This window comes from Legionella nigrisilvae (assembly GCF_977063395.2).
Window position 1 is genome coordinate 184,654 of record NZ_CDRUGZ020000022.1, and the last position, 24,828, is coordinate 209,481.

Below are 24,828 nucleotides of genomic sequence, written 5' to 3' on the forward strand. Positions count from 1 at the left end.
CAGTAATCGGGTTCGTGTAGAAAAGTTATTGACTGGACTTTTTGCATCAGTCCAATTGATGTTGTATGTAATCACCACAAAACCTATTCATCTGGAGATTATCATGACAAAATTTTTTGATAAGAAAACTAAAACGTTGTTTATTACCGGAGGAAAAACTGCCGTAACGGATCTATCAGACAATCCGTTAATTCAATTACCTGATCCTGAAGAAATGCCTCCAACTCCTCAACTTCACAGACAAAATGCGTCAGCAGGAAAATATTTTCAAAGGCATTATATAAGCGCATTAGGAGAAGAATATCACGGCAATTTTGATTTAAAGCATCCAACTAATAAGGATCTGGAAGAAGTTCAAGATACAATTTATTGCCCTTAATCCCCCAAAAATAAAATTTCTACAAAGCCTTCTGCATAATGAAATCGAATAAAAGTCGAAGGCTACTCTCTGCCATTCCAGTTAAAGGTTCAGGAAAATCATATACATTTACCAAACCATCTGTTTATAATGCGTTAAGATGATATTTAAAATGTACAACTGTGCATTATCATCTAGGACACGAATTAATAAATAAAATCGATTTCTTTTATTTAGCGAGGACGAACATATGAAAAGAACAGGACATCAGCACCACAATCACCAACATAATCATCCAACAACTACCCAGCCGCAAACTGTAGTGGTTGTTACGCCTCCATTGCAAGGTGCACACCCTAATGGGTTCTTTCAACCACATTTTCATGCCCATCCCCCGTACCCACAAGTACAACATTTACATCAGCCACACGTTCATCATCATGATCACGAGACTCAGACAAATACGCATCATCACTTCTAACAAAAATACCCGGATTAACCTCATGGAATCCGGGTCGAAACTACAATGTTTATAATGTAAACCCATCTATTAATTATGTCTAATAGTGGATGCACTTGTTATAGTGAGCGCACTTGTTAATGATTCTTTACCTTGTGATGGTTTTTCAGCCCTAAAAAATGTAAGGTTTGAAGGATTTGTTCTAGCATACACAGGGGCTCGACTTTCTTCCTGTCCTACCACATCTCCTGAAGGAGTATTTTTTAATATAGCTTCCACTTGATCATTAAATTGTTCTAATCCAATGACATTATCGGATGATAACAATGAATCCAGGCTCATTAGCTGCAATCCATCAATCGTTTCATCTTCTTTTCCATATGAAATATTGCTTTCAGCATACTGATCCTGCGAGGCAGTTTGTTCCTTAATTTGCATGCATTGTGGAAGTTCAGATAATGATTCCTCTAAGGATTGCCCGGAGGGTGTATTCTCCTCAGCGATAAAAAGAGAACTATCCTCATCATCAGAGTCCTCAAGTACAAGGGGTTCTATCATTTTGTCTAATGCTTCACCTTTGGTAAATCCAACAATCGAGATACGATGCCATCTTGAATCAGAGGTTCCATTAGTAGGAATCAATTTTGTGTTGCAATGGAAATATTTATCAAAATCCCATAACAATATATCCCCCTCTTTTAAGTCAAAATATATGCCTTCAAAATAAGACTGAGAGTTATTTGCCAAAATACCCTTTACGCCAGGAAAAAAAGTGTATGCCCCTTCATAAGTTCGTTGAGGAGCACCCTGCTCGCCATGATTAGTGGGGTAGATAATAAAGAGTGGATTCAGACTGTGGATAGGAAACTTATTGCTGTCCAAGTGAGCACTGGTTTGTTTGTCATAATTTGCTTCGGCGGACAAAAGATAACTCGAGCCCTTGAGGGTAAAATAAGATGCATAATCCATCATCCGACGGCGGGTTGCATATTCAACTGGAGCACATTCTGCATAGAGCTTTTCAACCATTTTAAAAAGAGGCGCTAGCCCTTCTTCAATTTCAAATTTTGTCTCTGAAAATTGAGTAGGTCTAATTCTTCCCGTTTTTTTTCCTAGCACACCAAACGGAGCTGAACGGATCCTTGCGTGGGTTTTTTCTTTATTTTGCTTTTTTGTAACAGCTTCTTCTGAAGATACAGCGCCCATCCTACTTAACTGTGTTTCGTTTATCGAAGAAAGTTCTTTACGAAATTTATCCGCTATCATCTCGGGTTGAATCGCACCAATACGATATACACCTATTAATCTTCCTTTGTTATCATAAAAATTAGTATCTTGAGTAATTTTCGTGGAATTAGGAAAAGGTTCATCGAACCTATCATTTATTTTAACTGTTTTTAGAGGATTATCGTGCAATACTAATGTAGCAATCTTAGTCCCATCAGGAGTTCTATCCTGAGGTCTTTCCGCAGGAAGTTCAACTTGAAGCATAGGTGTTCGCATAACAAGATTATCAAAAGGCTTCTTGCGTTTAATAAGAGCGTAACTCGAATTGATAGCCGATTTTAATCTTTTTATTTCTGCTTTTTCTAAATTTAAACCCAATTTTTGCAAATGATAAATTAGGATTTCACCTAAATTTTCTCCTGATTTACGTTGTAAATAAATGCTGTACATCAAATGATGCTGATATAAATAAATTAAATTCTGGGCAGCCATTGAGGGAGACGTTTTTATATAGGGAGTAATTTCTTTAGAAACAAATTCTCGTCTTGATTGTTCATTTTGGTAGAGAGCTGATCGTTTCAGGCTATGGTCGCTTTTTTTTACAGTAAAAGGAAAACTGACATGATGGCTATAGATAAATTTATTTCTAAGCTCATCAGGATATTTTGCTTTAATTTCGTTTTTTAAATCCGATCGCCGTCCTATAGACGATATGTGCTTCATTGAAATCTGTTGATTATAACGCTCATTTCTTTGCATCATTTCACGTTGCACTTGATAATATTCTTTAGGATCGCCTTCCGCCATTTGTTTAATATATTCATTTAAAAAAGGTGAAATTAATTTTCGTTCTATTTTAGCTGGCTTTGATTTAATTCGATTTACCGTCATAGCCTGAGGAATTTCTTTTTCTTTTCCTTTTTCTTCTGGAGTATGCTTTTTCTCTGCATGAGGATGTGTCGTTTTAGATCTTTTAATTAAACCAGAAGTGTCTTGTGGTTTCATCGTGGGTTGGGGGATGAACCGCTCTCCATTTCCAATATCTGTTCTGGGATCAACTATTTCGGAGTGCTTTCTTTTTTTCACAGGAATAATATCGATGATAGCTGTCTTTGACGGGGTTATTGTTGAGGTTGCCATTGGTGTATCAGGATCATTAACAGATGTTTGCATCGTATCCATCCTGATAATCTCACTTCCCATAGAAAGCATTTTCTGACATTCCCCAAGACAATGCGCAATAAATGCTGGATCTGCAGTGGCCTTAATATCATCTAGAATGGAATAAAATTTTCCCTGAAGGGAACGAATAAGATTGAAATCCGGCCCATATTTTATTGTATTTTCATCAAATTTTTGTTGCATGTGTTAAGCTCCTTTGTTGTTTAAAATATTTGAATGCTCTAACGGGGCGGAAGTATTATCAAGAAAGACAAAAAAAGTCGAACTATTTTTGCGCTAGTCAGTATAAAATCTGTAAGCAAAGAGAATACGATGCACAATGGAGATTCGTGACAAAAATCAACACATTCTAGATTTTTTTACCAATTAAGATAATCTTGAAGCAGAATTGCAAAATGCTTCAAAATACATTCAGATACTCGCCAAAAAAGCTATGGTAAGTTTATAAATTTAGTTATTATGTTATTTACCTAAGATTTTACGATTTTTTGATGCGCTCGATAGTCATTATAATTTTAACATTTATTTGCTCAGCATTAACTTATGCAAACGAAATTAATATTTCCACGACCACTAAAAATGGGAATACTACTTTTTATCTGCAAGCTGGCGCATTTAATTTGGAAAAAGATGCAAAGCAACGTCAAAAAGAATTATCTGCACTGGTCAGCGAACCTGTTGAAATTAAGAATCTATCCGATAAAAAACTTTATTTGATACAAATAGGACCAATTAGCGATTACCTCACAGCACGAGAATTACAAAATAAGCTATCCCAAAAGATCAGTTCAAAGAAAAATGAGCCCAACGAGAATCAACATCCTTACATAAACCAATCCACTCCGCCTGAAAGCTCCAGCAATCCAATTGAAACTCCGCCAATAAATGGCAAACTATGGAATTTAAGGAATGCTGATATTAGAGCGGTTATCGCTGAGGTGTCACGAGTTACTGGTAAAAATTTTGTCATTGACCCCCGAGTGCAAGGGAAAATATCAATCGTATCGGCAACACCAATGAACAATAACGAGCTTTATCAAGTATTTCTTTCAGTCTTACAAGTCTCAGGCTATGCTGCAATACCCAGTGGTGCAATCATTAAAATTATTCCCAATATTGATGCAAAAACACAATCTCCTGATATTTTAAGCGGCATAAAACAACCTCCTAGAGGCGACGACATGATGGTGGCTGTAGTCCCTGTTCATTATGTTCCATCAGAGCAATTAGTTCCGGTTTTACGCCCCTTAATGCCACAATGGAGTAGCATTTCTGCTTACGCTCCTTCAAATATGCTTATTTTATCAGGAAGAGCAAATAACATTCGTAGTCTTGCAGACATCATAAAGCAAGTGGATAACTCATCTGCAAATGGCATTGATATAGTTCATTTAAGACACTCATTAGCAATGGATATTGCTGCCACCTTAAAAGATCTTGTTAAAACCCAGCCCAACATGGGGGGGACACGCACTCAACTCACTGTAGCGGCAGATGACCGCTCCAATTCTCTATTAGTCAGCGGCTCTAAAACCGACAGAATACGCCTTAGAATGTTGATATTAAAGTTAGATAGGGAAAGTTCCGAAGGCCTTAACTCAAACACGCAGGTAGTCTATCTAAATTACCTTAGAGCTGAAGACTTGGTCCCCATCCTGGCCGGAATTGCCCAGGCAAATTTTAGTGGGAATGTTGGAACAACCATTGGTACCATTACTCGCCCTATTTTGGATAGTACTAATCCCGCTTCCAATCTTGCCAGTAACTCAAATATACAAGGCTCTACCACCACTTCCACTTCTCTTTACTCAACCGGATCAGGTGGCGGTGGGGGTGGTTCTTCATTAACTGCTTCAGGAGCTACTGCAAATACTACGACTACCACGACACAAAATGAAGGAACGACCAAACCCTCAGTACAAATTATTGCTGAACCCAATACGAACTCTATCATCCTTAATGCGCCAGCATCGGTAATCCGTATTCTGAAAAGGGTAATTGCCCAACTGGACATCAAACCAGCCCAATTACTAATTGAAGCGTTAGTTGCCGAAATTAATCAATCGGATGTTAATGACTTAGGTATTGAATGGGGAAGTGATCAACAAACAGGAAGACCTGACACCTTTAGACCAGGATTTGCTATAATTAACAGCAGTACAAGACTTGATGATTTTCAAGCACAAATATATGCTTTAGCAAGAGAAAATAAAGCGAATATTTTATCAACACCTTCAGTTGTAGTTCTTGATAACCGCCAAGCTAAGATATTAGTGGGTAAACAGGTTTCGATAGCGTCCACCACTCAACCTGCAAATGCCGGAGGTACAACAAATAATGGGGTCCCATTTACCACATTTGATCGGGTCAATGTTGCATTACATCTCTATGTCAGACCACAAATTACACGCGGAAATGGAATCCAACTGCAAATTGATCAAGGAAATGACACGTTGGATCCCCCCGTTGTTGCACCAAACTCAACCACACCGACATTTAGAATTAGTAGTATCGTTACCTCGGTTCATGTTGAGAGCGGTGATATAGTTGTTTTAGGAGGTTTGACGCAAGATAGTTTAGGTAATGACAATAATCGTTTACCTGTTTTGGGAGATATACCGGGTGTGGGTCGTTTATTCAAACGAAATATAAATTCTCGGGAAAAACGAGTACTTATGGTCTTCATAAAGCCAATTATTTTGCGTAATGAACGAGAAAATATGCTTATGACCAGTCAAAAATACAATAATGTACGCCAATTCGAACTGGATTGGTTAAAATCGCAAGATGCTTTTGTACAAAGCAATAACGCAACGGTATTACCCGCTTTGAAACGCGCCGAATTACCAAAACCGTTTAATCGTCCACCTTTGTTAGTCACGAAATAAACCATGGACAGCGAAGAAAAATTACTAAAAATCCCCTACAGTTTTGCAAAAAACCATGGGATTGTTGTTGCCAATGAAAAGAGTGACAACCAAGCTCTCGTTTATCATTTACCCAATACTTCATTGCAATCTCTTGCCGAAATAAAACGTTTATTACAATGTGAATTTACTTTAAAACAGGTTGATGAATCAGCGTTTCAACAACATTTAGCTCATGTGTATCAATCAAAATCATCGATACTCGAAGCTGCTGGAGGTATGGAGGAAGATATGGATCTTTCACTACTAGCGAGTCAATTGCCAGTCAGTGAAGACCTATTGGAAAATCAAGATGATGCACCAATAATTCGCTTATTGAATGCATTGTTTACTCAAGCAATTAAACAAAAAGCATCTGATATTCATATTGAAACTTATGAAGATAGAGTACTGGTACGTAATCGAATTGACGGCGTTTTACATGAAGTTTTAGAGATTCAGCGCGCTATCGCTCCTTTAGTTATATCTAGGGTCAAAGTGATGGCTAAACTAGATATCGCAGAAAAACGTATTCCACAAGATGGCCGTATTTCTCTACGTATTGGTGGGCATAATATTGACGTCAGGGTATCAACCCTTCCCTCTAATCATGGTGAGCGCGTGGTGTTAAGGATTTTAGACAAACAAGCGGCTCAATTGGATTTAAACCTGTTGGGAATGCCTAAATCCACAGTCAAAAATATGCGAAAAATGATCGCAGAGCCACATGGCATTATTTTAGTTACTGGGCCCACCGGCTCCGGAAAAACTACTTCCCTATATGCTATGTTAACTGAATTAAATCAAGTCACACGTAATATTCTAACCATTGAAGATCCTATAGAATATGATCTGGAGGGTATTGGTCAGACCCAGGTTAATACCAAAGTTCAAATGACCTTTGCTAAAGGGTTAAGGGCAATTCTAAGGCAAGATCCGGATGTAGTTATGATTGGAGAAATTCGTGACCTGGAAACTGCAGAAATTGCAGTTCAAGCCAGTCTTACAGGACACTTAGTACTATCCACCTTACATACCAATAGCGCACTAGGAGCCCTGACTCGTTTGCGTGATATGGGAGTAGAATCTTTTCTTCTATCCTCAAGTATTGTGGGACTTATTGCCCAGCGTCTCGTTAGAAGATTATGCCCTCAATGCAAAACTCCCCATCAATTACGAGATGATGAAAAGGAACTTATGGGGCTTACAGCAGACACAGATATCTCAAAAGTTTTTGAGCCTAAAGGTTGTGACTTCTGCAATCACTTAGGCTATAAAGGAAGAACAGGAATTTATGAGCTCATTACGGTCGATGAAGTACTTAGAGGAATGATTCATCGACAGGAAAATTCACAGACAATGGAAAATTATTTACGGCCCACCACACCCAGTATTCGAGATGATGGATTTAAAAGAGTTCTTGCCGGTGATACATCCCTTGCAGAAATTCTTCGAGTAACCACTCAAAATTAATCCTTAATAGCGTTATAATTTAAATCACTGCCTAATAGCTCATTACTTCCTAAACCTTTATAGTAAGTACACTCGAGCTATAAAACTTTAGATACTAGAACGAAGTTTGTTAAGTACTAGATATGCTAGGAACTTTCCACCTATAAACACCATAAAATTCCTTTGAAAATCAAACGTTAATGGTTACTATATAAGGTAGCTTAGAAGCCTGCCAACAGCTTATGTTAATACGGAATTAAAGTTTACTTTTAAAGATGTCTTGGAAAATAAAATGGGATTATTATGCGGCTTTGGATCAGAGGATTTATTTTTTTTAGTTTATATCCATTAGTATCCTGTACTATTTCGCTACCGCATCAAAGCCAGATTAAAAATATAAAAACAGTTCCAAGCATGAAGCACTCCATTGAAAAAAGTTTACAAAAAAAAGAAATTTTCTCTAGAGGTAATTGGCCAAATAACCACTGGTGGTTGTCTTATAATACCCCGGAACTCAATGTGCTAGTAACAGAAGCTTTAGCAAATAATCCTTCCATTCATGAAATCAAAAAGCGTATTGAAGTTGCTCAGCAGCAAGCCATCGTTACCCGTTCATTATTATCACCTTTAGTTTTTTTTAATGCCCATGAAAATCGACAATATGTCAGTGAAAACGGTTTATATCGTGCATTCAATCATAACTTTCCTTTAAACGTTAGACTCTTAGATCTTTCGCTTTCGTTTACTTATGAGTTTGATTTTTGGGGAAAAAACCGTAATCTTTTTTATGCTGCATTAGGAGAAGCAAAAGTTCGAGAGGCTGAAGCTGCAGAGGTTGAGTTAATTACTAGCACTGCACTGGCTCAAACTTTTTTTGCCTATAAAACAAATCTAATTAGAAAAAAATTATTTTCCCAACTCATCGAAGTACGACAAAAAATAGCTAAATTACAAAACTTAATGGTACGAAAGGGACTTTCGTCGAAATTGCCCGCCTTAGAAACCTCAGAGAAATTACTCGAATCCCAAAAATTACTTTCAAGTATTACCGATGAATTAACTGCCAACAAACATTTAATCAATATATTAGCTGGCCGTGGACCAGACGAACACCTATCAATTAAACCCACATTACCCTCATTACCTAAAACACTAAATATCCCCCAAATACTCCCATTGGATTTTTTAGCTCGAAGGCCTGATCTAATGGCACAAATATGGCGAGCTAAAGCTTTAGCCTACAGAGCAGGGGCAGCAATGGCAGAATATTATCCTGATATTAACCTCGCTGGTCTGATTGGGCTGGAAAGCACAAGTTGGAGAAAGTTCTTTGATTTATCGAGTGGGACGGCAGCAATTAGACCTGCTTTACAATTACCTATTTTCACGGCAGGTGCAATAAAAGCAAACATCAATTCGACTAAGGCACAATTTGATGCAGCAATCGAAGCATACAATAGTTTACTCTTATTCAGTACCCAAGAAGTACTTGATGTATTGGCTTTCGCTGAGAATATCTATCAACAAAAAATAGAACAAAAACAAGTTGTAGAGTATGCAAAACAACGTTATCAATTAAGTTCCCTGCGTCAAAAAAAGGGCTTGGATAGTTTATTTGATCTTTACTTTTTACAAGAAGAAGTGATTCAAAAAGAACTTGTAGATGTTACTCTACTTTATAACCAGTACTTAGCCTCTATAAAATTAACCAGAGCTTTGGGAGGAGGCTACTATCAAAATACGATTCCGTTGGTGAACAACTCATGAAAGAACGATCCGCCTCTTTTTATTTTACAGTCATTCTTATTGTTCTATTTATTTTCTTTTTTGTGTATTGGCTTATTGTATGGAGCCGGCAAGTTTATACCAATGATGCCTACGTACAAGGGAATCAGGTCTATATCAAATCGTTACGCCCAGGATTTGTTACAGGGATCTATACTGACGATAGTTTTCTGGTAAGAAAAGGACAGCTCCTTGTTACATTAAATGAAACCGATTCACATATCGCTTTGGAAAAAGCGAAAAAGAAACTTGCCAGTACGGTACGTGATATATCCCAGGCATTTCATGATGTGTTTATACTGGCAGCAGACATTGAAATGAGAAAAGCGCAACTTTTAAAAGCACAACAAAACCTTAAACATCGCCGTGATCTCATTGGGGCTAAAGGTGTTTCTTTAGAGGATTATCAAAATGCACAAGATGATCTAAAGGCTTCCATTGCTTCATTAAAAAGCACTCAAAATAAATATCAAAAGATGCTCGCCTTCGTACAAGGCACATCCATAACCGAGCATCCATCGGTGCAGGCAGTGGCGCAAGAAGTACGTGATGCATGGGTCCAATTATATCGAACTAAAATTTATGCGCCCGTAGATGGATTGGTAGCACAAAGAACAATTCAAGTCGGGATGTGGATTTCACCAAAAGAACCACTTATGTCTATTATCCCTCTCGATCAAATATGGGTAAATGCTAATTATAAAGAAACCCAACTGAACAAAGTGCGCATTGGACAAAACGTTAAGATAACTTCTGATCTTTACGGTTCTGGGGTGGTATTTCATGGAAAAATTGTGGGTTTACCAGGAGGGGCAGGTAATGTTTTTTCACTATTACCCCCCGAAAACCTTTCAGGGAACTGGATTAAAATCGTTCAAAGGTTACCTGTTCGGATTGCTCTAGTACAAGATGAATTAATAAAACATCCTCTGCGAATCGGCCTTTCTTTGGAGGTTACGACAGATCTCTCTGATCAAAATGGCCCCTTAGTGCCCACCACAACCTCAGAGTCTCCCCATTATGTTACTGATATTTTCCAAAAAGAAGAGATAGGCAATGAAAAGTTAATCGCTGAAATTATTAAGAGTAATTTGGACCCTAATCTTAAGCACTATGCAAAATCCCCCCTCATCATAAATAAAATCAACCTAAAAGAGATGAATAAATAATGATTCTCTATATCTTACTTTTATCACTTGCCGCAGTAATCTTTAATCTTACTTTACCCATAATGGCAGGTTTATATATTGTGAGTGATCTGGGTGGCAGTTCTTATATGACTTCGTATACAGTCAGTTTTTTCTGCATTGGAAATCTTCTAGGGGTACCTTTAGGAAAACCCGCCGTAACATGCTTAAGTCCTATTCAACTTTTTGTTGTCTGTTTCAGTCTTACTGCATTTTGTTCATGGGGATGTGCGACAGCGGAGGATTTCTTTACGTTTATCTTATTCAGATTTTTAGAAGGGTTTGCTTCAGGACCGATGTTTCTTCTGATCGCATGTACGCTTATCCCTTTGCTCTCCCCTAATAAAGATAAAGTCTATATTGTCTCCTTGGTTTTAATGTGTCTTTCAATAATCCCTGTAATCGGCGCTTCATATGGTGCCTGGATTGCGTACAACTACCATTGGCGATTCCTTTTTTTCTCAAACATTCCTTTATGTATTTTTTTAATTTTGTATGTTGGTTTTGGATATAGAAGATATCATGAGCCTGTAAAAAAGATATATTTTGATAAAATTGGATATTTTTACTATTGCATCAGCATGGTGTTTATTGGAACCGCTTTAACTACTGGCCAAGAGTTAGATTGGTTTCGCTCTTCTTTAATTACTTTTTTATTGATTTTCGGTGTAATCAGTCTTGTATTCTTTATTTTACGCAGCTGGTCAGCTCAGCATCCTGTCATTGATTTGAAATTACTTAAAAATTTTTATTTTTGCTTTGCAATGATTTATATCGCCCTATTTTTCGGACTCTATTTTGGAATGGTTATCTTATTGTCTTTGTGGTTAAAACTTTATGTTAATTATACTCCTGATTGGATCGCGCTGATCATAGGAACAATGGCATTTTGTGGATGGATTCCAGTACTTATTAATAAAAGAAAATATGAACCATTTTATCCTTTATTCATTGCTTTACTGTTCTTTGCCTTATCCTGTTTTTATACTGCCTACTTTAATGTGGATATAAATTTTAATCGCATTGCATTTTCACGAGGTTTAGCAGGTATAGGCCTAGCATTATTTTTATCTCCCCTCTTTCATTTATCAGTAGCCACTTGTCATGAAACAAAGTTCGCTGAATGCCTTTGCTTGTTTCATATTTCACGTTTGCTTGGAAGTGGGCTAGGAGTCTCTTTATTTCTTATTTTATGGCATAGACGCGAAGTTTTTTTTCATCTTCGATTAGGAAGCAGTCTGACTCCATTTTCCCATGAAACTCAAAATTTTTTACAACAAGCAAAACTATTCCATATTTCAGGAAAGCATGCTTTCGCTCAGTTAAATGACTACCTTACACGTAAGTCTATTGCTTTGGCACTTGATGATTGTTTTTATCTTATGGGATATATGGCTCTTTCAATGCTTTTTGTATTGGTTTTCATTTACCTAATGCGTACAAAGAAACTTCGCACTCGTAGAGGCTTTATATTTAATCAGAATAAAGAGGGAATCTAAAACAATTTTGGGACCTATCTTCAAATCGCTTAATCCTTCGGAACAATTAGAAAATTTTGTCCATTAATTACTCTCTTGAATTGATAGTTTATAGTTTTCACAAAATCCACATATTCCTGAAAGCTTAAATTTAATTCCTCCTCAAATAAATATTCATACTCAAAAACAATTGGCATTTTATGTTGCGCTATTGTTTTTACCGCCCCTTGCATTGCAAATAAATCTCCTCCTTGAATATCGATTTTTATAAAGCTAACTGGTTTTTCAAACTCAAGATCATCAATCATTAGGGATTTGACCGGTCGCCCTTTCCCATGGACATAATCTATTCCGTAAGAACCGTAGGTAGAAAATCGCTCAAAATCTTGTACTGGAAAAAATAGAATCTCATCACTACGATTATGGACTGCACCAAAATGACTTATTATATTTTGGGCATTTACTGATATATTTTTAACCAATAAAGCATGAACGAAATCATCTGCTTCAAACGCATGTACCACACCTTCATCACCTACTAATTTAGAAAACAAAACTGCCATTTGACCAAAGTTAGAACCTATATCTAATACGGTAGTCCCTGGTTTAATATAAGACTTTGCCACGTCATAAATAGGCTTATCAAAAATGGTTCCAGCAATGATGGCATTCGCAATAATATCTTCATGCGCATCGGTTGGCAAAAAATAATTTCCGGTAGCAGTGATATGGTAGGTAAGACTATCCGTTTTTTGACTTTTCTTAACAACTGACTTTTTTATTGATTCTATTCTTTTTTGGAACTCACCACAGTGCCAAAATGAATTCAACATTTCAATTAAGGAGTGATACAAGGCATAATGATAATCTAATACTTCCATATTTTCCGGTTCACGTCCTAAAAAAATATGGTACATAGTGCATATATCTTCTTTAGTAAAATCTTTCACTGTCTTTCCCTAGATCAGTGGAGCCCAGATCGTATCCCCGACCAAATTGAGTTAAAATTTGAAATCAATGACCTGGTTTCCGCTCACATGTTTAAAGCTAAAGAGAAGCTAACTCTAACTTGCTCCACTAAAAATATTAGGAATTAATGTTAATTCCTCTGAAAAAAATGGACCGTCCATTAATCTTTCGGGCCATTTAAAAAGCATCACTGTAAGAATATTTCGATGTTCACCAAATATAAAATCTACTGAATTAGTGCGGGCAGGAATCATCTGATGTTGCGGGTTATACACTGTTTCTAAATGCTCCCTTATTTTTTTAATCCCTGGAGAGTCTTTTTTATTTAATAACAATAAACAAACCCCTACTTCAGCAATAACATCATTTTCAGCCCGCTCCATTATTTGTTCCATATTACGCTCAAAATAATCGCTTATCCAGAAAAAGGAATCGTCGTTAACAAAGTTTTGATAATAATGACTCGCCGCAGTTATGAAATGCGTCATTCCATAAAGTTTTGCTTCATATTCCCATTCAGATAGTTGACTATCCATAGAGTCTGGAAAAGTTTGCTGGAAAAGTTTGGTATAGGATTTTCTTAAATCAACAATATTTAAATCATATAAATAATAAACATAATTAACTAATTGAGCCCCATAAATTCTAATATTTTCCTCATTAACGATAAACTCCTCCAAGCGAGGGACTTGAGTTTTTAAAACGTCAATAACTGTATTTGTTTGTGGGAATAACGAAGTATTTTCCAAATGGTATGAAAAAATCTTATTAGTTGTCTCTAATAAATAAAGATAAAAAAACAAATCACCATATTCTGATATCTTTTTGATCCGTAACTTATGCTTATGTGCAAGCTTTTCGTTAGCATCTAATAATAAATTCTTTGATTTTTGGAGAGTGAGCTCCGGTTGGTCAAGACCTGAAAATAGATATTGATATTTGTTGCTTAAAAAATACACATAATCGACAACAGAATTCAAATGCTTTTTGTCGCCTGTTATGCGATACATTCGGATTGAAAAGTGTTCTTGTCTTATTATAGGCAATTTATCTAAATTGGTTTGATAATTATCTAAGATCGAATCAGCAATTTCTGCATAACTTACAGCAGAACAAAATAATATTAAACAAATTAAAAATTTCACAGGTACACTATACAAAAATAAGTTCCAAAAACAGTCATTAAAAATAATCGGGGTGATTATAAAGTAATCAAGAGTTAATTCAAAATAGCAATTGGAAAGAGGTTCCCATCCGTTGAAACTTTATAATTTTGATGAACTATCGTGAAGCGAAACCTGGGAGTTCTATTTCATAACCCCCGGTTTCTCTATTTTGAACTCTAAACCTATTCGACTCGACGCCAGGTGGTCCCGTTAACTCCATCCTCTAGCTCAATGCCACGATGTAGTAAGTCTGCTCTTATCTGGTCAGCACGTTCCCAGTTCCGATCAGCACGTGCTTGAAGCCGCTCAGCAATTAATTGCTCTATTTCTACCCTATCCTCTTCAGCAAATCCAGACTGTAAAAACGAAGCAGGATCGGCCTGTAATAGCCCCATGATCCCAGCTAAATACTTCAATGTGGCCCCTAAAACAGCTGAGTTATTCTTATTTACTTCATGACTAAGTTGAAACAAAACAGATAATGCAACGGGGGTATTAAAGTCATCATTCATTGCCTGGTTAAATTCATTAATCCAATGATTATCTAATTCACCGTCAGCAATATCATGGATGTCTTTTATGGTTTGATACAAACGAGTTAGTGCTTTTTTTGCATTCCCCAAGTTTTCTTCAGAGTAATTCAATGAACTACGATAATGACTACTTAGAAGAAAATAACGGACAACTTCAGGATGATGTTGGGCCAAAACATCAGCTATAGTGAAAAAATTACCCAATGATTTTGACATTTTTTCATTATTAACTTGCAACATTCCTACATGCAACCAGTAATTTGCAAATTGTTTTTCAGTAGCTGCTTCACTCTGAGCGATCTCGTTTTCATGATGAGGAAATTGTAAATCCAATCCTCCTCCATGAATGTCGAATTGCTCGCCTAGTTCACTCATAGCCATTGCAGAGCATTCAACATGCCAGCCTGGACGTCCTTCCCCCCACGGAGATGGCCAGCTAGGCTCACCTTGTTTTGCTTTTTTCCATAAAACAAAATCCAATGGAGAACGTTTTTCTTTCACAATTTCCACCCGCGCTCCAGCGACTAATCCCTCTAAATCCTTGTGGGATAATTTTCCATAGTCAGCGAATGAGTCGACTTGATAACATACATCACCATTATCACTGAGGTACGCATTTCCTTTCGCAAGCAATCGTTCAATTAATCGAATAATACTGTCTATATGTTCTGTAGCCCGAGGCTCTACATCCGGTGCTAAAATATTTAAAGCTTGTGTATCTTCATTCATTGCAGCAATATATTGAGCAGTCAGTTCATCTATTGGTATTGCACGCTCATGTGCCCGGGCAATAATTTTGTCATCAATGTCGGTAATATTACGCACATACTTCACCTCATACCCTTGAGACCGCAAATAACGAACAATAACGTCAAAAGCTACCATAGAGCGAGCATGACCTATATGGCAATGATCATATACAGTAATGCCACAAACATAGATCCCAATTTTTCCCGGTGAAATGGAAACAAATGGTTCTTTTGTTCTAGTTAAAGAATTATATAAATGCAACATATCTGCCCCTCTAGCTTACCCTAGTTTTCCCCAAGTATCTTTCAAGTCAACGACACGATGAAATGTGCTTACACGTCCATCTTTTAATTCATTAACACCATAGTATCCTAATCGCTCAAACTGAAACACCTCACCTAGTTGCTGGTTTGCTAAAGCGGGTTCACAATAAGCTTGTTTTATTTGCAATGAATTATGGTTTAAAAATTGGAAAAAATCGTCCTCTCGACCTGGGTTTGGATCATTAAATAGACGGTCATATTCCAATACGGTCACAGGGTAAGCATGCGCACACGATACCCAATGGATGACGCCTTTTACTTTCCTATCTTCAGGATTTTTTCCTAAAGTTTTTTCATCATAGGTACAGCGCAATTCAATAATATTACCCTGTTCATCATGAATCACTTCATTACATTTAATTACATAAGCATGACGTAAACGAACTTCAGCTCCGGGAGATAAACGAAAGTATTTTTTAGGCGGCTCTTCCATAAAATCTGAACGTTCAATAAAAAGCTCTCGAGTAAACGGTAAATCACGACGCTCCGAATCAGGATCGTGCTGATTATAAGCGGGTTTTAGTATTTCTACCTTATCTTCAGGATAATTTTCTAAAACTACTTTTATAGGGTCCATTACGCATAAAGCTCTTTTCGCTGTTTTATTTAACTCGTCACGAACACATTCCTCAAGTATGGACATATCAATTACAGAATCACTACGAGATATTCCTATGACTTCACAAAACTGACGAATTGCAGCCGCTGGATAACCCCGTTTTCGCATTCCACGTATAGTAGGCATTCTTGGATCATCCCATCCATTGACAGCCTTTTGTTCAACCAGCTCACGTAATTTTCGCTTGGAAGTAACTGTGTGAGATAAATTTAACCGAGCAAACTCCGTTTGGACTGGTTTTGCAGGTAACGGCAAATTATCAACACACCAATCATATAGCGGTCGGTGATCTTGAAACTCTAAAGTACATAAAGAATGAGTAATTTTTTCTAAAGCATCAGAAATAGGATGTGCATAATCATACATCGGATAAATACACCATTCGTCACCTGTACGTTGATGATGTGCATGTCGGATGCGATAGATGACTGGATCACGCATGTTTAGATTACCGGACTGCATATCAATTTTTGCTCTCAATACATGGGCACCATCAGCAAACTCCCCTGCCTTCATGCGTGCGAATAAATCCAAACTTTCTTCGATGGGTCGATTTCTGTATGGACTTTCCCGCCCAGGCACTTGTAGGGTTCCGCGATAAGCACGAATTTCTTCCATACTTAAACTATCTACATAAGCCAAATCTTTTTTAATGAGTAACACGGCAAAATCATACAACTCATGGTAGTAGTCTGAAGAATGTGTCATGTCATGCCATTCAAATCCTAACCAGCGTACATCATCAATAATAGCGTTGACATACTCTTCCTCTTCTTTAATTGGATTCGTATCATCAAAACGTAGGTAACAGATCCCACCAAACTCTTGTGCCAAACCAAAATTCAAACAAATCGATTTAGCATGCCCTACGTGCAAATATCCATTAGGTTCAGGAGGAAAACGAGTCACTACAGATTTATGTTTGCCACTCGCCAGTTCATCAGTAATCAGTTGTCTTATAAAATGAGCTCGTTTTTCAGTTAATTCTATCATTGGGATTTTTCCGTCACTGTTATTACTAAGTAGCTTCAGTAAAATAAGCTATAACTCGATTAAACTTATATTCCGGTTATGGAACCGGATTCCTAGGGTACGCTTGGAAGTTCATTCAAGCCCACCCCATAATGCATTTTTTTACAACTCAATAAACTGGAACAAATTTAAAGTAGCCTTTTGTTACTATTTTAATTCTTATTCATTGCATGCCGCATAGAGTAAATTAAATCCGCTCCCGCTTCCAACATATCTTTGTTCAGGTTATAAGCTTCCAAAACTCGCGTAATCAGGGCAGCACCCACGATAACCCCATCTGCAAATCTTGCAACTTCTGCAGCCATTTCCGGTGTTTTAATGCCAAAACCTACCATTAATGGAAGCTTAGTTTGTGCTTTTCGGTGTTGATACTGTGCTTGTAACGAGGATAAATCCAACGTATCTGAACCCGTAACACCTTTTAAAGACACATAGTATAAATATCCTTTTGCGAATTGGTTTATTAATGACATTCGCTCATCTGAGGTCGTAGGAGAACAAAGAAAGATACTGTATAAACCATATTTTTGCCAGATTTTAGCTACTTCTCCACTTTCCTCTGGGGGTAAATCTACCAGGATTGTTCCATCCACCCCGGATTCTATTGCTTGTTGCGCAAAACGTTCATAACCAAAATGTTCAATAGGATTTAAATAACCCATTATAACAACGGGCGTCTCTTGATCCTGAAAGCGAAATTCTTTCACCATATTCAATACAGTCTGACAGTGCACGTCCTGAGCAAGCGCTCGTTCCATGGCTCTTTGAATAACTGGTCCTTCCGCCATAGGATCAGAAAAAGGAATACCTAGTTCTAAAATATCAGCCCCGGCTCTAACTAGCTCATGCATAAGTTTCACCGTGATTTCAGGATAAGGATCTCCGGCAGTAATGTACGGGCTAAGCATTTTTTTATCATTAGCATTAAGGCGCATTAATGTTTTGTCGATTCGATTCATACGGTAATCCCATCAATTTGTGCCACAGTGTGCATATCCTTATCACCGCGACCTGATAAATTCACGATGATACTTTGATCCACTGACATCTTCTTGGCAAGTTTCATTGCATAAGCCACTGCATGACTGGACTCAAGAGCAGGAATAATTCCCTCAACCCGTGTTAAAGTACGAAAAGCATTCAATGCCTCATCATCATTAATTGCTTCATAAATTACACGCCCAGTATCTTTTAAATAAGCATGTTCAGGACCTACCCCAGGATAATCAAGACCAGCTGAGACCGAGTGAGTATCTTTAATTTGACCGTATTCATCACAGAGTAAATAAGTCCGGTTACCATGCAACACACCTGGTTTTCCGGCAATCAACGAGGCCGAGTGTTCTCCACTTTCTAAACCTTTTCCTCCTGCTTCAACTCCATAGATAGCAACCGTTGAGTCACTTAGGAAGGGATAAAATAAACCGATTGCATTAGAACCACCCCCTACGCAAGCAACTAAAGCATCGGGTAAACGTCCAGTTTTTTCCATAAATTGAGCTTTTGCTTCAATGCCAATAACCGATTGAAAATCTCTAACCATCTGCGGATAAGGATGAGGCCCGGCAACTGTCCCGATAATATAAAAAGTATCATCCACATGGCTAACCCAATCACGCATCGCTTCATTTAATGCATCTTTTAATGTTTGAGAGCCTGATGTAACTGGGACAACTTCCGCCCCTAACAATTTCATGCGATAAACATTGGATGACTGCCGTTTTATATCCTCAGCCCCCATATAGACCACACATTCCAAACCCAATTTAGCCGCTACTGTAGCAGAAGCCACCCCATGTTGACCGGCGCCTGTTTCGGCAATTACCCGAGTTTTTCCCATACGTGTAGCAAGTAGGGCTTGGCCTACTGTATTATTAATCTTGTGGGCTCCGGTATGGTTTAAATCCTCACGTTTTAAATAGATTTGTGCACCTCCAATTTCCTTACTTAAGCGTTGTGCATGATAAAGTGGATTGGGTCGTCCTACATAATCTTTTAATTCAGCATTCAACTCGGCTAAAAAATTGGGATCTTTCCGATATTTTGCATAAGCTTCTTCTAATTGCTTGAGTGCATACATCAAAGTATCTGCTACAAAAATACCACCATAAGGACCGAAGTGTCCGTGCTCGTCAGGAAGTTCTTTTTTGTTCATGTCTACCTTCATTAACTTCTAAAATATAGCCTGGGTGAAGCGCAGCGTAACCCGAGATCAACGATCCAAATTTCCCAAGTTACGCTGCGCTTCACTCAGGTTACTATACTACCAATGTAACAATTTCTGCATAAATCGGCTCATTTTGTTATGATCTTTAATCCCAGGTGATACCTCAATACCACTGCACAGATCTACGGCATAAGGATGACATGATTTAATTGCTTCGAGTACATTAAACTCATCCAATCCACCCGCCAATATATATGGTTTTTCTACCCTTTGTGGAATAATGTTCCAATCAAACGTACATCCAGTCCCACCCCGCGCATTCTTTGAAGGTGTATCTAACAATAGCGCCTTCGCCATTGCAAAATCTTGTGCGGCCTGATGAATATATGCTTCTGAATTACACTGTATGGCTTTAATAAAAGGCTTATTAAATTGAGCGCAAAACTCAGAAGATTCATCACCATGAAACTGCAATAATTGAATAGGTAATTCTTCTACTATTTGATGGACGAAATCTCGCTCAGGATTCACCAAAACAGCAACAGAGTCTATAAATGCAGGCACATCTTTTAATAAAGCTTTTGCTTTATCTATTGAAATGTGACGTGCACTTTTCGGGTAAAAAATCAAACCTATAGCATCAACCCCTAGATTAATCGCATGTGCGACATCTTGGCTACGCGTCATACCACACATTTTGACTCGTATTCGTGCCAAATTCATTATTTCTCCACAAGAAAAGAAGGCCCCGGATTATTCTGTAATATAGAAAATGTCTGAGGATAAGTCACTTGTACTAAATACAATCCATAAGCAGGTGCTGTTTCAGCACCTAGTCTTCTGTCTTTTGCTTGTAGTACTTCATTTACCCAAGATACAGGATGTTTTCCTGACCCTACTGCTATGAGTACACCAGCAATATTTCGTACCATATGATGTAAAAAAGCATTAGCAGTAATATCTATTATCACTAAATCACCAGAGCGACTAACCTGTAATTTATGGATATTTCGCATAGGCGTATTCGACTGACATTCAACAGAACGGAATGAAGTAAAATCATTCTCGCCTAACAAAACCTGGGCTGCTTGATGCATCAGGCGATGATCTAATTGCCGATATTGCCAAGTTATATTACTTCTAAATAAAGCGGGGCGAATGGCGCCATTATAAATAACATAACGATACCTTCTCGCTGTAGCAGAATATCTTGCATGAAATTCTTCGGTTAATTCTTTTCCCCATTTAACACAAATATCTTTGGGCAAAAAAGAGTTCACACCATGAATCCATGCACGAATACTGCGCACTTTATCACAGTCAAAATGAATAACTTGGTTGGTAGCATGTACTCCAGTATCTGTCCTACCTGCACACACTACAGAAATAGGGCCATCCGCTACCTTTGATAAAGCATGTTCTACGGCTTGTTGCACAGTATGCAAGCCTGTTTGTGCTTGCCAGCCATGATACTGGCTACCATCGTACTCAAGCACTAAGGCGATACGCATGAATATTCCTGATAAAAGGGTCAATTTATAATACAGTATATGTTTTGTCTATACCTTAATATAATTGATTTACAAGTTTATTAAATATTATAGTAATTTCTTTTGTCTCAATTCTGTTTTATTAATTAAAGATGTTGCTTAATATAAATTTACAGCTGTAATCCCTTTTACAAAGTGTGTTCGACTATTTTATTGATTTGATTCATTCAATTATGATACTTTCTCATGCCGCAATTAATTGGCGCCATTAATTTTGCATAACATTATAATCATTAATTGAGACCTATATATGAAAAGGAATTTATTTTACTTTGGCATTACTACTTTATTATTTGTCTGCCAAAGCCCCTCTTTCTCTAAAAATATCGATAATATACAAAATTCCTTACATCACTCCCTTTCCAATGCACAAGGTAGTTGGTTTATATCGCTTGGAGGCGGCGCACAATTTCCTGAATTAAATTCCCATACGAAAGTAAATAATGGATCTGGGTTTCCAGCTCCTTATGGTGCTGATCGTTATTCAATTAGGGATAATAATGGAGGAGTTGTTGCTGTATCTGCTGGCCGGCGTTGGCAAAATGAGAGTATCTGGTTCCCTTCTTATTCATTAAGCATCTTTTGGCAGTATTTTTTTACAACACATATTAGTGGCGAAATTACACAGTATTCTTTACCTCAATTTACAAATTACAAATATAATCTCGACTTTACTTCCAATCTCTTATTAGCCTCGGGAAAAATAAATGTAATGCGATATGGAATATTTTCACCGTTTGTTAACGGAGGAATAGGTAGTTCTTTTAACAATGCTTCTAACTATAATGAATCAGCTTTCGCAGGAGTTAACCCCAGAGTTAGTCCTGAATTTAGAAACTCTAATACAAGTGAGTTCGCATACAATATAGGTGCCGGGGTGGATGTGCAACTCCTTCCACAATTGTTTCTTTCAGTGGGTTATATTTTTCAGGATTTAGGGCCACTCGCCTCTGGTAACGGGGTTAATACTTGGACGGGGGAATCATTAACTCTGGGTTCCTATCGTACAAATGAAGTCCTAATTACAGCCACCTATCTTTTCGGCAAAGAAAAGAACTTTATTAAATGAAGAAATAAAGCATCGTCGCCTGGATTTCCAGGTTACGGCTGTGTATGCAACTAGGCAACCAGTAAATTTAAGATTTTCCTTTGATTTCATCAATTAAGCGTTGTGCTTCTTCTTTTTGAGACTTAGTCCCATGCTCCATAACTTCATTTAATGAATGCAATGCGGATTCTATATCTTCCATTCCTATATAAGTTTTTGCCAGTGCTAAAAGGGTATCTAAAGCCTTTTTATTTTTTAACAGCGAGAGATCATTATTCTCTTCTTTCTTCGGGGTTTGAATTTCATCATCAGAGGATGAAAGAGTAAAATCTAAACCATTGTCTTCATCAATATGTTCTTGAGAATTCTCTTCTTTAGCAGGCGACTTGGATGTAAGTTCATGATGTAAGCCCGATTCAAACTCAAGTAAATTATCCTCTTGCGGTTTATTTTTTGTGCCCTCATCAGTTTGCTTAGATGATTCAAGTTTCTTTTCCGTAGGTATAATTTCCAACAAGTGCTCTTCATCTGTTGCCAATAATTGAGACTTAGTAGCATTCTCTACATTAGGCGAAGTTTTTATCTCTGTTTCAAATTTTAACTCAGGCTCAGGCTTTAACTCAGGCTCAGACTTTAACTCAGACTCAGGCTTTAACTCAGGCTCAGACTTTAACTCAGGCTCAGACTTGAACTCAGGCTCAGGATTTAACTCAGGCTCAGTATTTAACTCAGGCTCAGGATTTAACTCAGGCTCAGGATTTAACTCAGGCTCAGGATTTAACTCAGGCTCAGGATTTAACTCAGGCTCAGGATTTAACTCAGGCTCAGGATTTAAGTCAGGCTCAGCCTTTAACTCAGGCTCAGGATTTAAGTCAGGCTCAGCCTTTAACTCAGGCTCATGATTTAACTCAGGCTCAGACTTTAACTCAGGCTCAGCCTTTAACTCAGGCTCAGACTTTAACTCAGGCTCAGACTTTAACTCAGGCTCAGGCTTTAACTCAGGCTTTAACTCAGACTTTAACTCAGGCTCAGGCTTTAACTCAGGCTCAGCCTTTAATTCAGACTTAGGCTTTAATTTAGGCTCAGGCTTCAATTCTGTCTCAGGCCCAGATTTTAATTGAGATTCAGCTTTAAATTCCTGTAAGGGTTCTTTCGTAATGAGTTGCTCATCTGCACCAATAGTTGGTTGAGTTGGAGTAGAATGTATGATGGGTGGAGTATTAGTGACTGAACTCTTGGCTTTTTTTCCTTGATCACGCCATTTAAAATAAAAATATGCAGCAGCACCACTTGTCCCTCCCGCTACAAACAATAAAAGGAATAACATCCAAAACTCATAGGATGGATCTGAATTGTTCATGGAGCTGCTTTGTCCTGCAATGGCTATCCGCTCTTTCATCATAGTTTGAATTTGATTACGAATTAATTGAAGCTCATGATCCCGTATATCTAATTGTTTTTGTAATTTTTTATTTTGTGTTTGTAATAAACTAAGTTGTTCTGTTAATAGTGCATTAGATTCCCTCAAAGAATCTACTGCAGCAGATGTAATTGATATTTCAGCCTTCAATGTTCTATTCTGCTCGGGACTTACTTGTTTTTTAGTATCCAAGGACGGAATGGAACTGGGCACAGTAAATCGAGACAATGTTTGACTGGGCATCAAAGTTGAAACATCAGAAAACTTTGGCACCGGAGGTATTTGTGAGTACTCAGAGGCTGCACTGGAGGCTTGTCCTGTTATATAAGGCGGAGCTAATACATGATTAATTGATGTTTTTTCGTTCCATGCTTTGTCATGAGCCATTACTTCAACTGTAGCTAAGTCAGCAGGAACTTCCTGAAAATCTTTATCAGAAGGAACTTTAAGGCGAACTCCCGTTTTTAATCCGTTTAAATTTCCATCCGTAAAGGCATCTGGATTTGCACCCACAATTGCAAGAACAATTTGCGGTAAAATAGCATCAGAAGTTTTATATCTTTGTGCAATTTGCCAGACATTTTCATTAGATACTGTCGGGCCATATACTGCTTTTTTCTTCTGTACAACATGACTTACTTCACGATATTTTTTAGTCGAACTCGTTGCATTTTGATGATAACTTGTAAATTTTCTCTGATAGGTTAAACCGCTTTGTGCAGTGGTACTTGCTAGTTTATAGCCAGGTGGATCCAACAATACTGTATAAACTTTATTAATTTGCCCTTTAGACCAGATCAAATCAACCACAAGTTGCATATAAGGGTCCGTCATTCGGTCGGTTGAATGAACCACCACCACGAATTTTCCCTGTTTATTTTTTCTAATATCAAAGAAAAGAGAACCAATTATTTCAGATTGCTCAATACCTAGACTTCGATAGCTTTGTGGATCCGCAAGTCCTACTTTGATACCTGACAAAGAAACATCGTGTACATCAAGTAATTCAATCTCAGCCAGAAAAGGCTGGTCTAACGCTGATTCTACTTTCATTTCACCCAAACCTAAAGTGTACGCACTTATTGGCAAAGTAAGGGAAAATAGAGATGAGAATAAAACCGTTTTTTTCAATCAGAGCTCCATGCCCTTTGGGGTTGAAGACAGGAAATTAGTTTAAAAAAAATTAACATTCTTTACTAATCCATTCAAGTAATTA

General features: G+C 37.6%; 18 protein-coding genes. 8 read left to right on the top strand and 10 right to left on the bottom strand.

The annotated features are described in order from the left end of the window. Window positions 1-103 precede the first annotated feature (103 nt). Complete coding sequence (locus ACWTE2_RS14000; protein WP_182393328.1) at window positions 104-379, top strand: hypothetical protein; 276 nt, start codon at window positions 104-106, stop codon at window positions 377-379. Window positions 380-608: 229 nt separating this feature from the next. Continuing rightward, window positions 609-839, top strand: a complete 231-nt coding sequence (locus ACWTE2_RS14005) for a hypothetical protein (RefSeq protein ID WP_454785826.1) — start codon at window positions 609-611, stop codon at window positions 837-839. A 69-nt stretch (window positions 840-908) separates the two neighbouring features. Here the strand turns inward: ACWTE2_RS14005 and ACWTE2_RS14010 are convergent, their stop codons facing one another. Continuing rightward, entirely contained in the window at window positions 909-3,410 is a 2,502-nt protein-coding gene (locus ACWTE2_RS14010) for a hypothetical protein (RefSeq protein WP_454785827.1), read from the bottom strand. Window positions 3,411-3,718: 308 nt separating this feature from the next. On the opposite strand from ACWTE2_RS14010, the gene lspD reads away from it, so the two are divergent. The 5 genes from lspD to ACWTE2_RS14035 all read left to right on the top strand — a co-directional run bounded on the left by lspD (window position 3,719) and on the right by ACWTE2_RS14035 (window position 12,056). Next, complete coding sequence (gene lspD / locus ACWTE2_RS14015) at window positions 3,719-6,115, top strand: GspD family T2SS secretin variant LspD (protein ID WP_454785828.1); 2,397 nt, start codon at window positions 3,719-3,721, stop codon at window positions 6,113-6,115. A gap of 3 nt (window positions 6,116-6,118) precedes the next feature. Beyond that, window positions 6,119-7,606, top strand: a complete 1,488-nt coding sequence (gene lspE / locus ACWTE2_RS14020) for a GspE family T2SS ATPase variant LspE (protein WP_454785829.1) — start codon at window positions 6,119-6,121, stop codon at window positions 7,604-7,606. A gap of 282 nt (window positions 7,607-7,888) precedes the next feature. Then, window positions 7,889-9,352, top strand: a complete 1,464-nt coding sequence (locus ACWTE2_RS14025; protein WP_454785830.1) for an efflux transporter outer membrane subunit — start codon at window positions 7,889-7,891, stop codon at window positions 9,350-9,352. Beyond that, the gene (locus tag ACWTE2_RS14030) at window positions 9,349-10,539 is read left to right on the top strand and encodes an efflux RND transporter periplasmic adaptor subunit (RefSeq protein ID WP_454785831.1); all 1,191 of its coding nucleotides are present in this window, start codon (window positions 9,349-9,351) and stop codon (window positions 10,537-10,539) included. Before ACWTE2_RS14025 ends, ACWTE2_RS14030 begins: the two co-directional genes overlap by 4 nt. Further along, window positions 10,539-12,056, top strand: coding sequence for an MFS transporter (locus tag ACWTE2_RS14035; RefSeq protein ID WP_454785832.1), 1,518 nt, complete (start codon window positions 10,539-10,541; stop codon window positions 12,054-12,056). Before ACWTE2_RS14030 ends, ACWTE2_RS14035 begins: the two co-directional genes overlap by 1 nt. Before the next feature lie 29 nt (window positions 12,057-12,085). Here the strand turns inward: ACWTE2_RS14035 and ACWTE2_RS14040 are convergent, their stop codons facing one another. From ACWTE2_RS14040 to truA, 8 genes are all read right to left on the bottom strand, one after another. Beyond that, on the bottom strand, window positions 12,086-12,985 hold the full coding sequence (locus ACWTE2_RS14040) for an FkbM family methyltransferase (protein WP_454785833.1): 900 nt from the start codon (window positions 12,983-12,985) through the stop codon (window positions 12,086-12,088). A 114-nt stretch (window positions 12,986-13,099) separates the two neighbouring features. Next, window positions 13,100-14,149 carry a DUF3541 domain-containing protein gene (locus ACWTE2_RS14045; RefSeq protein WP_454785834.1) on the bottom strand — a complete coding sequence of 350 codons (1,050 nt, stop codon included), beginning with the start codon at window positions 14,147-14,149 and terminating at the stop codon, window positions 13,100-13,102. A gap of 203 nt (window positions 14,150-14,352) precedes the next feature. Next, window positions 14,353-15,717 (bottom strand): cysteine--tRNA ligase, encoded by a 1,365-nt coding sequence (gene cysS / locus ACWTE2_RS14050; RefSeq protein ID WP_454785835.1) that lies wholly within the window; start codon window positions 15,715-15,717, stop codon window positions 14,353-14,355. A 15-nt stretch (window positions 15,718-15,732) separates the two neighbouring features. Further along, complete coding sequence (locus tag ACWTE2_RS14055) at window positions 15,733-17,388, bottom strand: glutamine--tRNA ligase/YqeY domain fusion protein (protein ID WP_454785836.1); 1,656 nt, start codon at window positions 17,386-17,388, stop codon at window positions 15,733-15,735. A gap of 191 nt (window positions 17,389-17,579) precedes the next feature. After that, the gene (gene trpA / locus ACWTE2_RS14060; RefSeq protein ID WP_454785837.1) at window positions 17,580-18,386 is read right to left on the bottom strand and encodes a tryptophan synthase subunit alpha; all 807 of its coding nucleotides are present in this window, start codon (window positions 18,384-18,386) and stop codon (window positions 17,580-17,582) included. Next, complete coding sequence (gene trpB, locus ACWTE2_RS14065) at window positions 18,383-19,582, bottom strand: tryptophan synthase subunit beta (RefSeq protein WP_182393315.1); 1,200 nt, start codon at window positions 19,580-19,582, stop codon at window positions 18,383-18,385. The genes trpA and trpB overlap by 4 nt, the downstream gene beginning before the upstream one ends. A 108-nt stretch (window positions 19,583-19,690) precedes the next feature. Further along, on the bottom strand, window positions 19,691-20,317 hold the full coding sequence (locus ACWTE2_RS14070) for a phosphoribosylanthranilate isomerase (RefSeq protein ID WP_454785838.1): 627 nt from the start codon (window positions 20,315-20,317) through the stop codon (window positions 19,691-19,693). After that, window positions 20,317-21,105, bottom strand: a complete 789-nt coding sequence (gene truA / locus ACWTE2_RS14075; RefSeq protein ID WP_182393313.1) for a tRNA pseudouridine(38-40) synthase TruA — start codon at window positions 21,103-21,105, stop codon at window positions 20,317-20,319. Before truA ends, ACWTE2_RS14070 begins: the two co-directional genes overlap by 1 nt. Before the next feature lie 289 nt (window positions 21,106-21,394). On the opposite strand from truA, the gene ACWTE2_RS14080 reads away from it, so the two are divergent. Further along, on the top strand, window positions 21,395-22,213 hold the full coding sequence (locus ACWTE2_RS14080) for an outer membrane protein (RefSeq protein ID WP_454785839.1): 819 nt from the start codon (window positions 21,395-21,397) through the stop codon (window positions 22,211-22,213). A 67-nt stretch (window positions 22,214-22,280) separates the two neighbouring features. Here ACWTE2_RS14080 and ACWTE2_RS14085 read toward each other — a convergent pair whose 3' ends face one another. Beyond that, the gene (locus ACWTE2_RS14085) at window positions 22,281-24,743 is read right to left on the bottom strand and encodes a FimV/HubP family polar landmark protein (protein WP_454785840.1); all 2,463 of its coding nucleotides are present in this window, start codon (window positions 24,741-24,743) and stop codon (window positions 22,281-22,283) included. Window positions 24,744-24,828 lie beyond the last annotated feature (85 nt).

What these genes read in the sequence shown, in the direction of transcription:
- ACWTE2_RS14000 (WP_182393328.1), top strand. Translation starts at nt 104, where the DNA reads ATGACAAAATTTTTTGATAAGAAAACTAAAACGTTGTTTATTACCGGA.
- ACWTE2_RS14005 (WP_454785826.1), top strand. Translation starts at nt 609, where the DNA reads ATGAAAAGAACAGGACATCAGCACCACAATCACCAACATAATCATCCA.
- ACWTE2_RS14010 (WP_454785827.1), bottom strand. Translation starts at nt 3,410, where the DNA reads ATGCAACAAAAATTTGATGAAAATACAATAAAATATGGGCCGGATTTC.
- lspD (WP_454785828.1), top strand. Translation starts at nt 3,719, where the DNA reads ATGCGCTCGATAGTCATTATAATTTTAACATTTATTTGCTCAGCATTA.
- lspE (WP_454785829.1), top strand. Translation starts at nt 6,119, where the DNA reads ATGGACAGCGAAGAAAAATTACTAAAAATCCCCTACAGTTTTGCAAAA.
- ACWTE2_RS14025 (WP_454785830.1), top strand. Translation starts at nt 7,889, where the DNA reads ATGCGGCTTTGGATCAGAGGATTTATTTTTTTTAGTTTATATCCATTA.
- ACWTE2_RS14030 (WP_454785831.1), top strand. Translation starts at nt 9,349, where the DNA reads ATGAAAGAACGATCCGCCTCTTTTTATTTTACAGTCATTCTTATTGTT.
- ACWTE2_RS14035 (WP_454785832.1), top strand. Translation starts at nt 10,539, where the DNA reads ATGATTCTCTATATCTTACTTTTATCACTTGCCGCAGTAATCTTTAAT.
- cysS (WP_454785835.1), bottom strand. Translation starts at nt 15,717, where the DNA reads ATGTTGCATTTATATAATTCTTTAACTAGAACAAAAGAACCATTTGTT.
- ACWTE2_RS14055 (WP_454785836.1), bottom strand. Translation starts at nt 17,388, where the DNA reads ATGATAGAATTAACTGAAAAACGAGCTCATTTTATAAGACAACTGATT.
- trpA (WP_454785837.1), bottom strand. Translation starts at nt 18,386, where the DNA reads ATGAATCGAATCGACAAAACATTAATGCGCCTTAATGCTAATGATAAA.
- trpB (WP_182393315.1), bottom strand. Translation starts at nt 19,582, where the DNA reads ATGAACAAAAAAGAACTTCCTGACGAGCACGGACACTTCGGTCCTTAT.
- ACWTE2_RS14070 (WP_454785838.1), bottom strand. Translation starts at nt 20,317, where the DNA reads ATGAATTTGGCACGAATACGAGTCAAAATGTGTGGTATGACGCGTAGC.
- truA (WP_182393313.1), bottom strand. Translation starts at nt 21,105, where the DNA reads ATGCGTATCGCCTTAGTGCTTGAGTACGATGGTAGCCAGTATCATGGC.
- ACWTE2_RS14080 (WP_454785839.1), top strand. Translation starts at nt 21,395, where the DNA reads ATGAAAAGGAATTTATTTTACTTTGGCATTACTACTTTATTATTTGTC.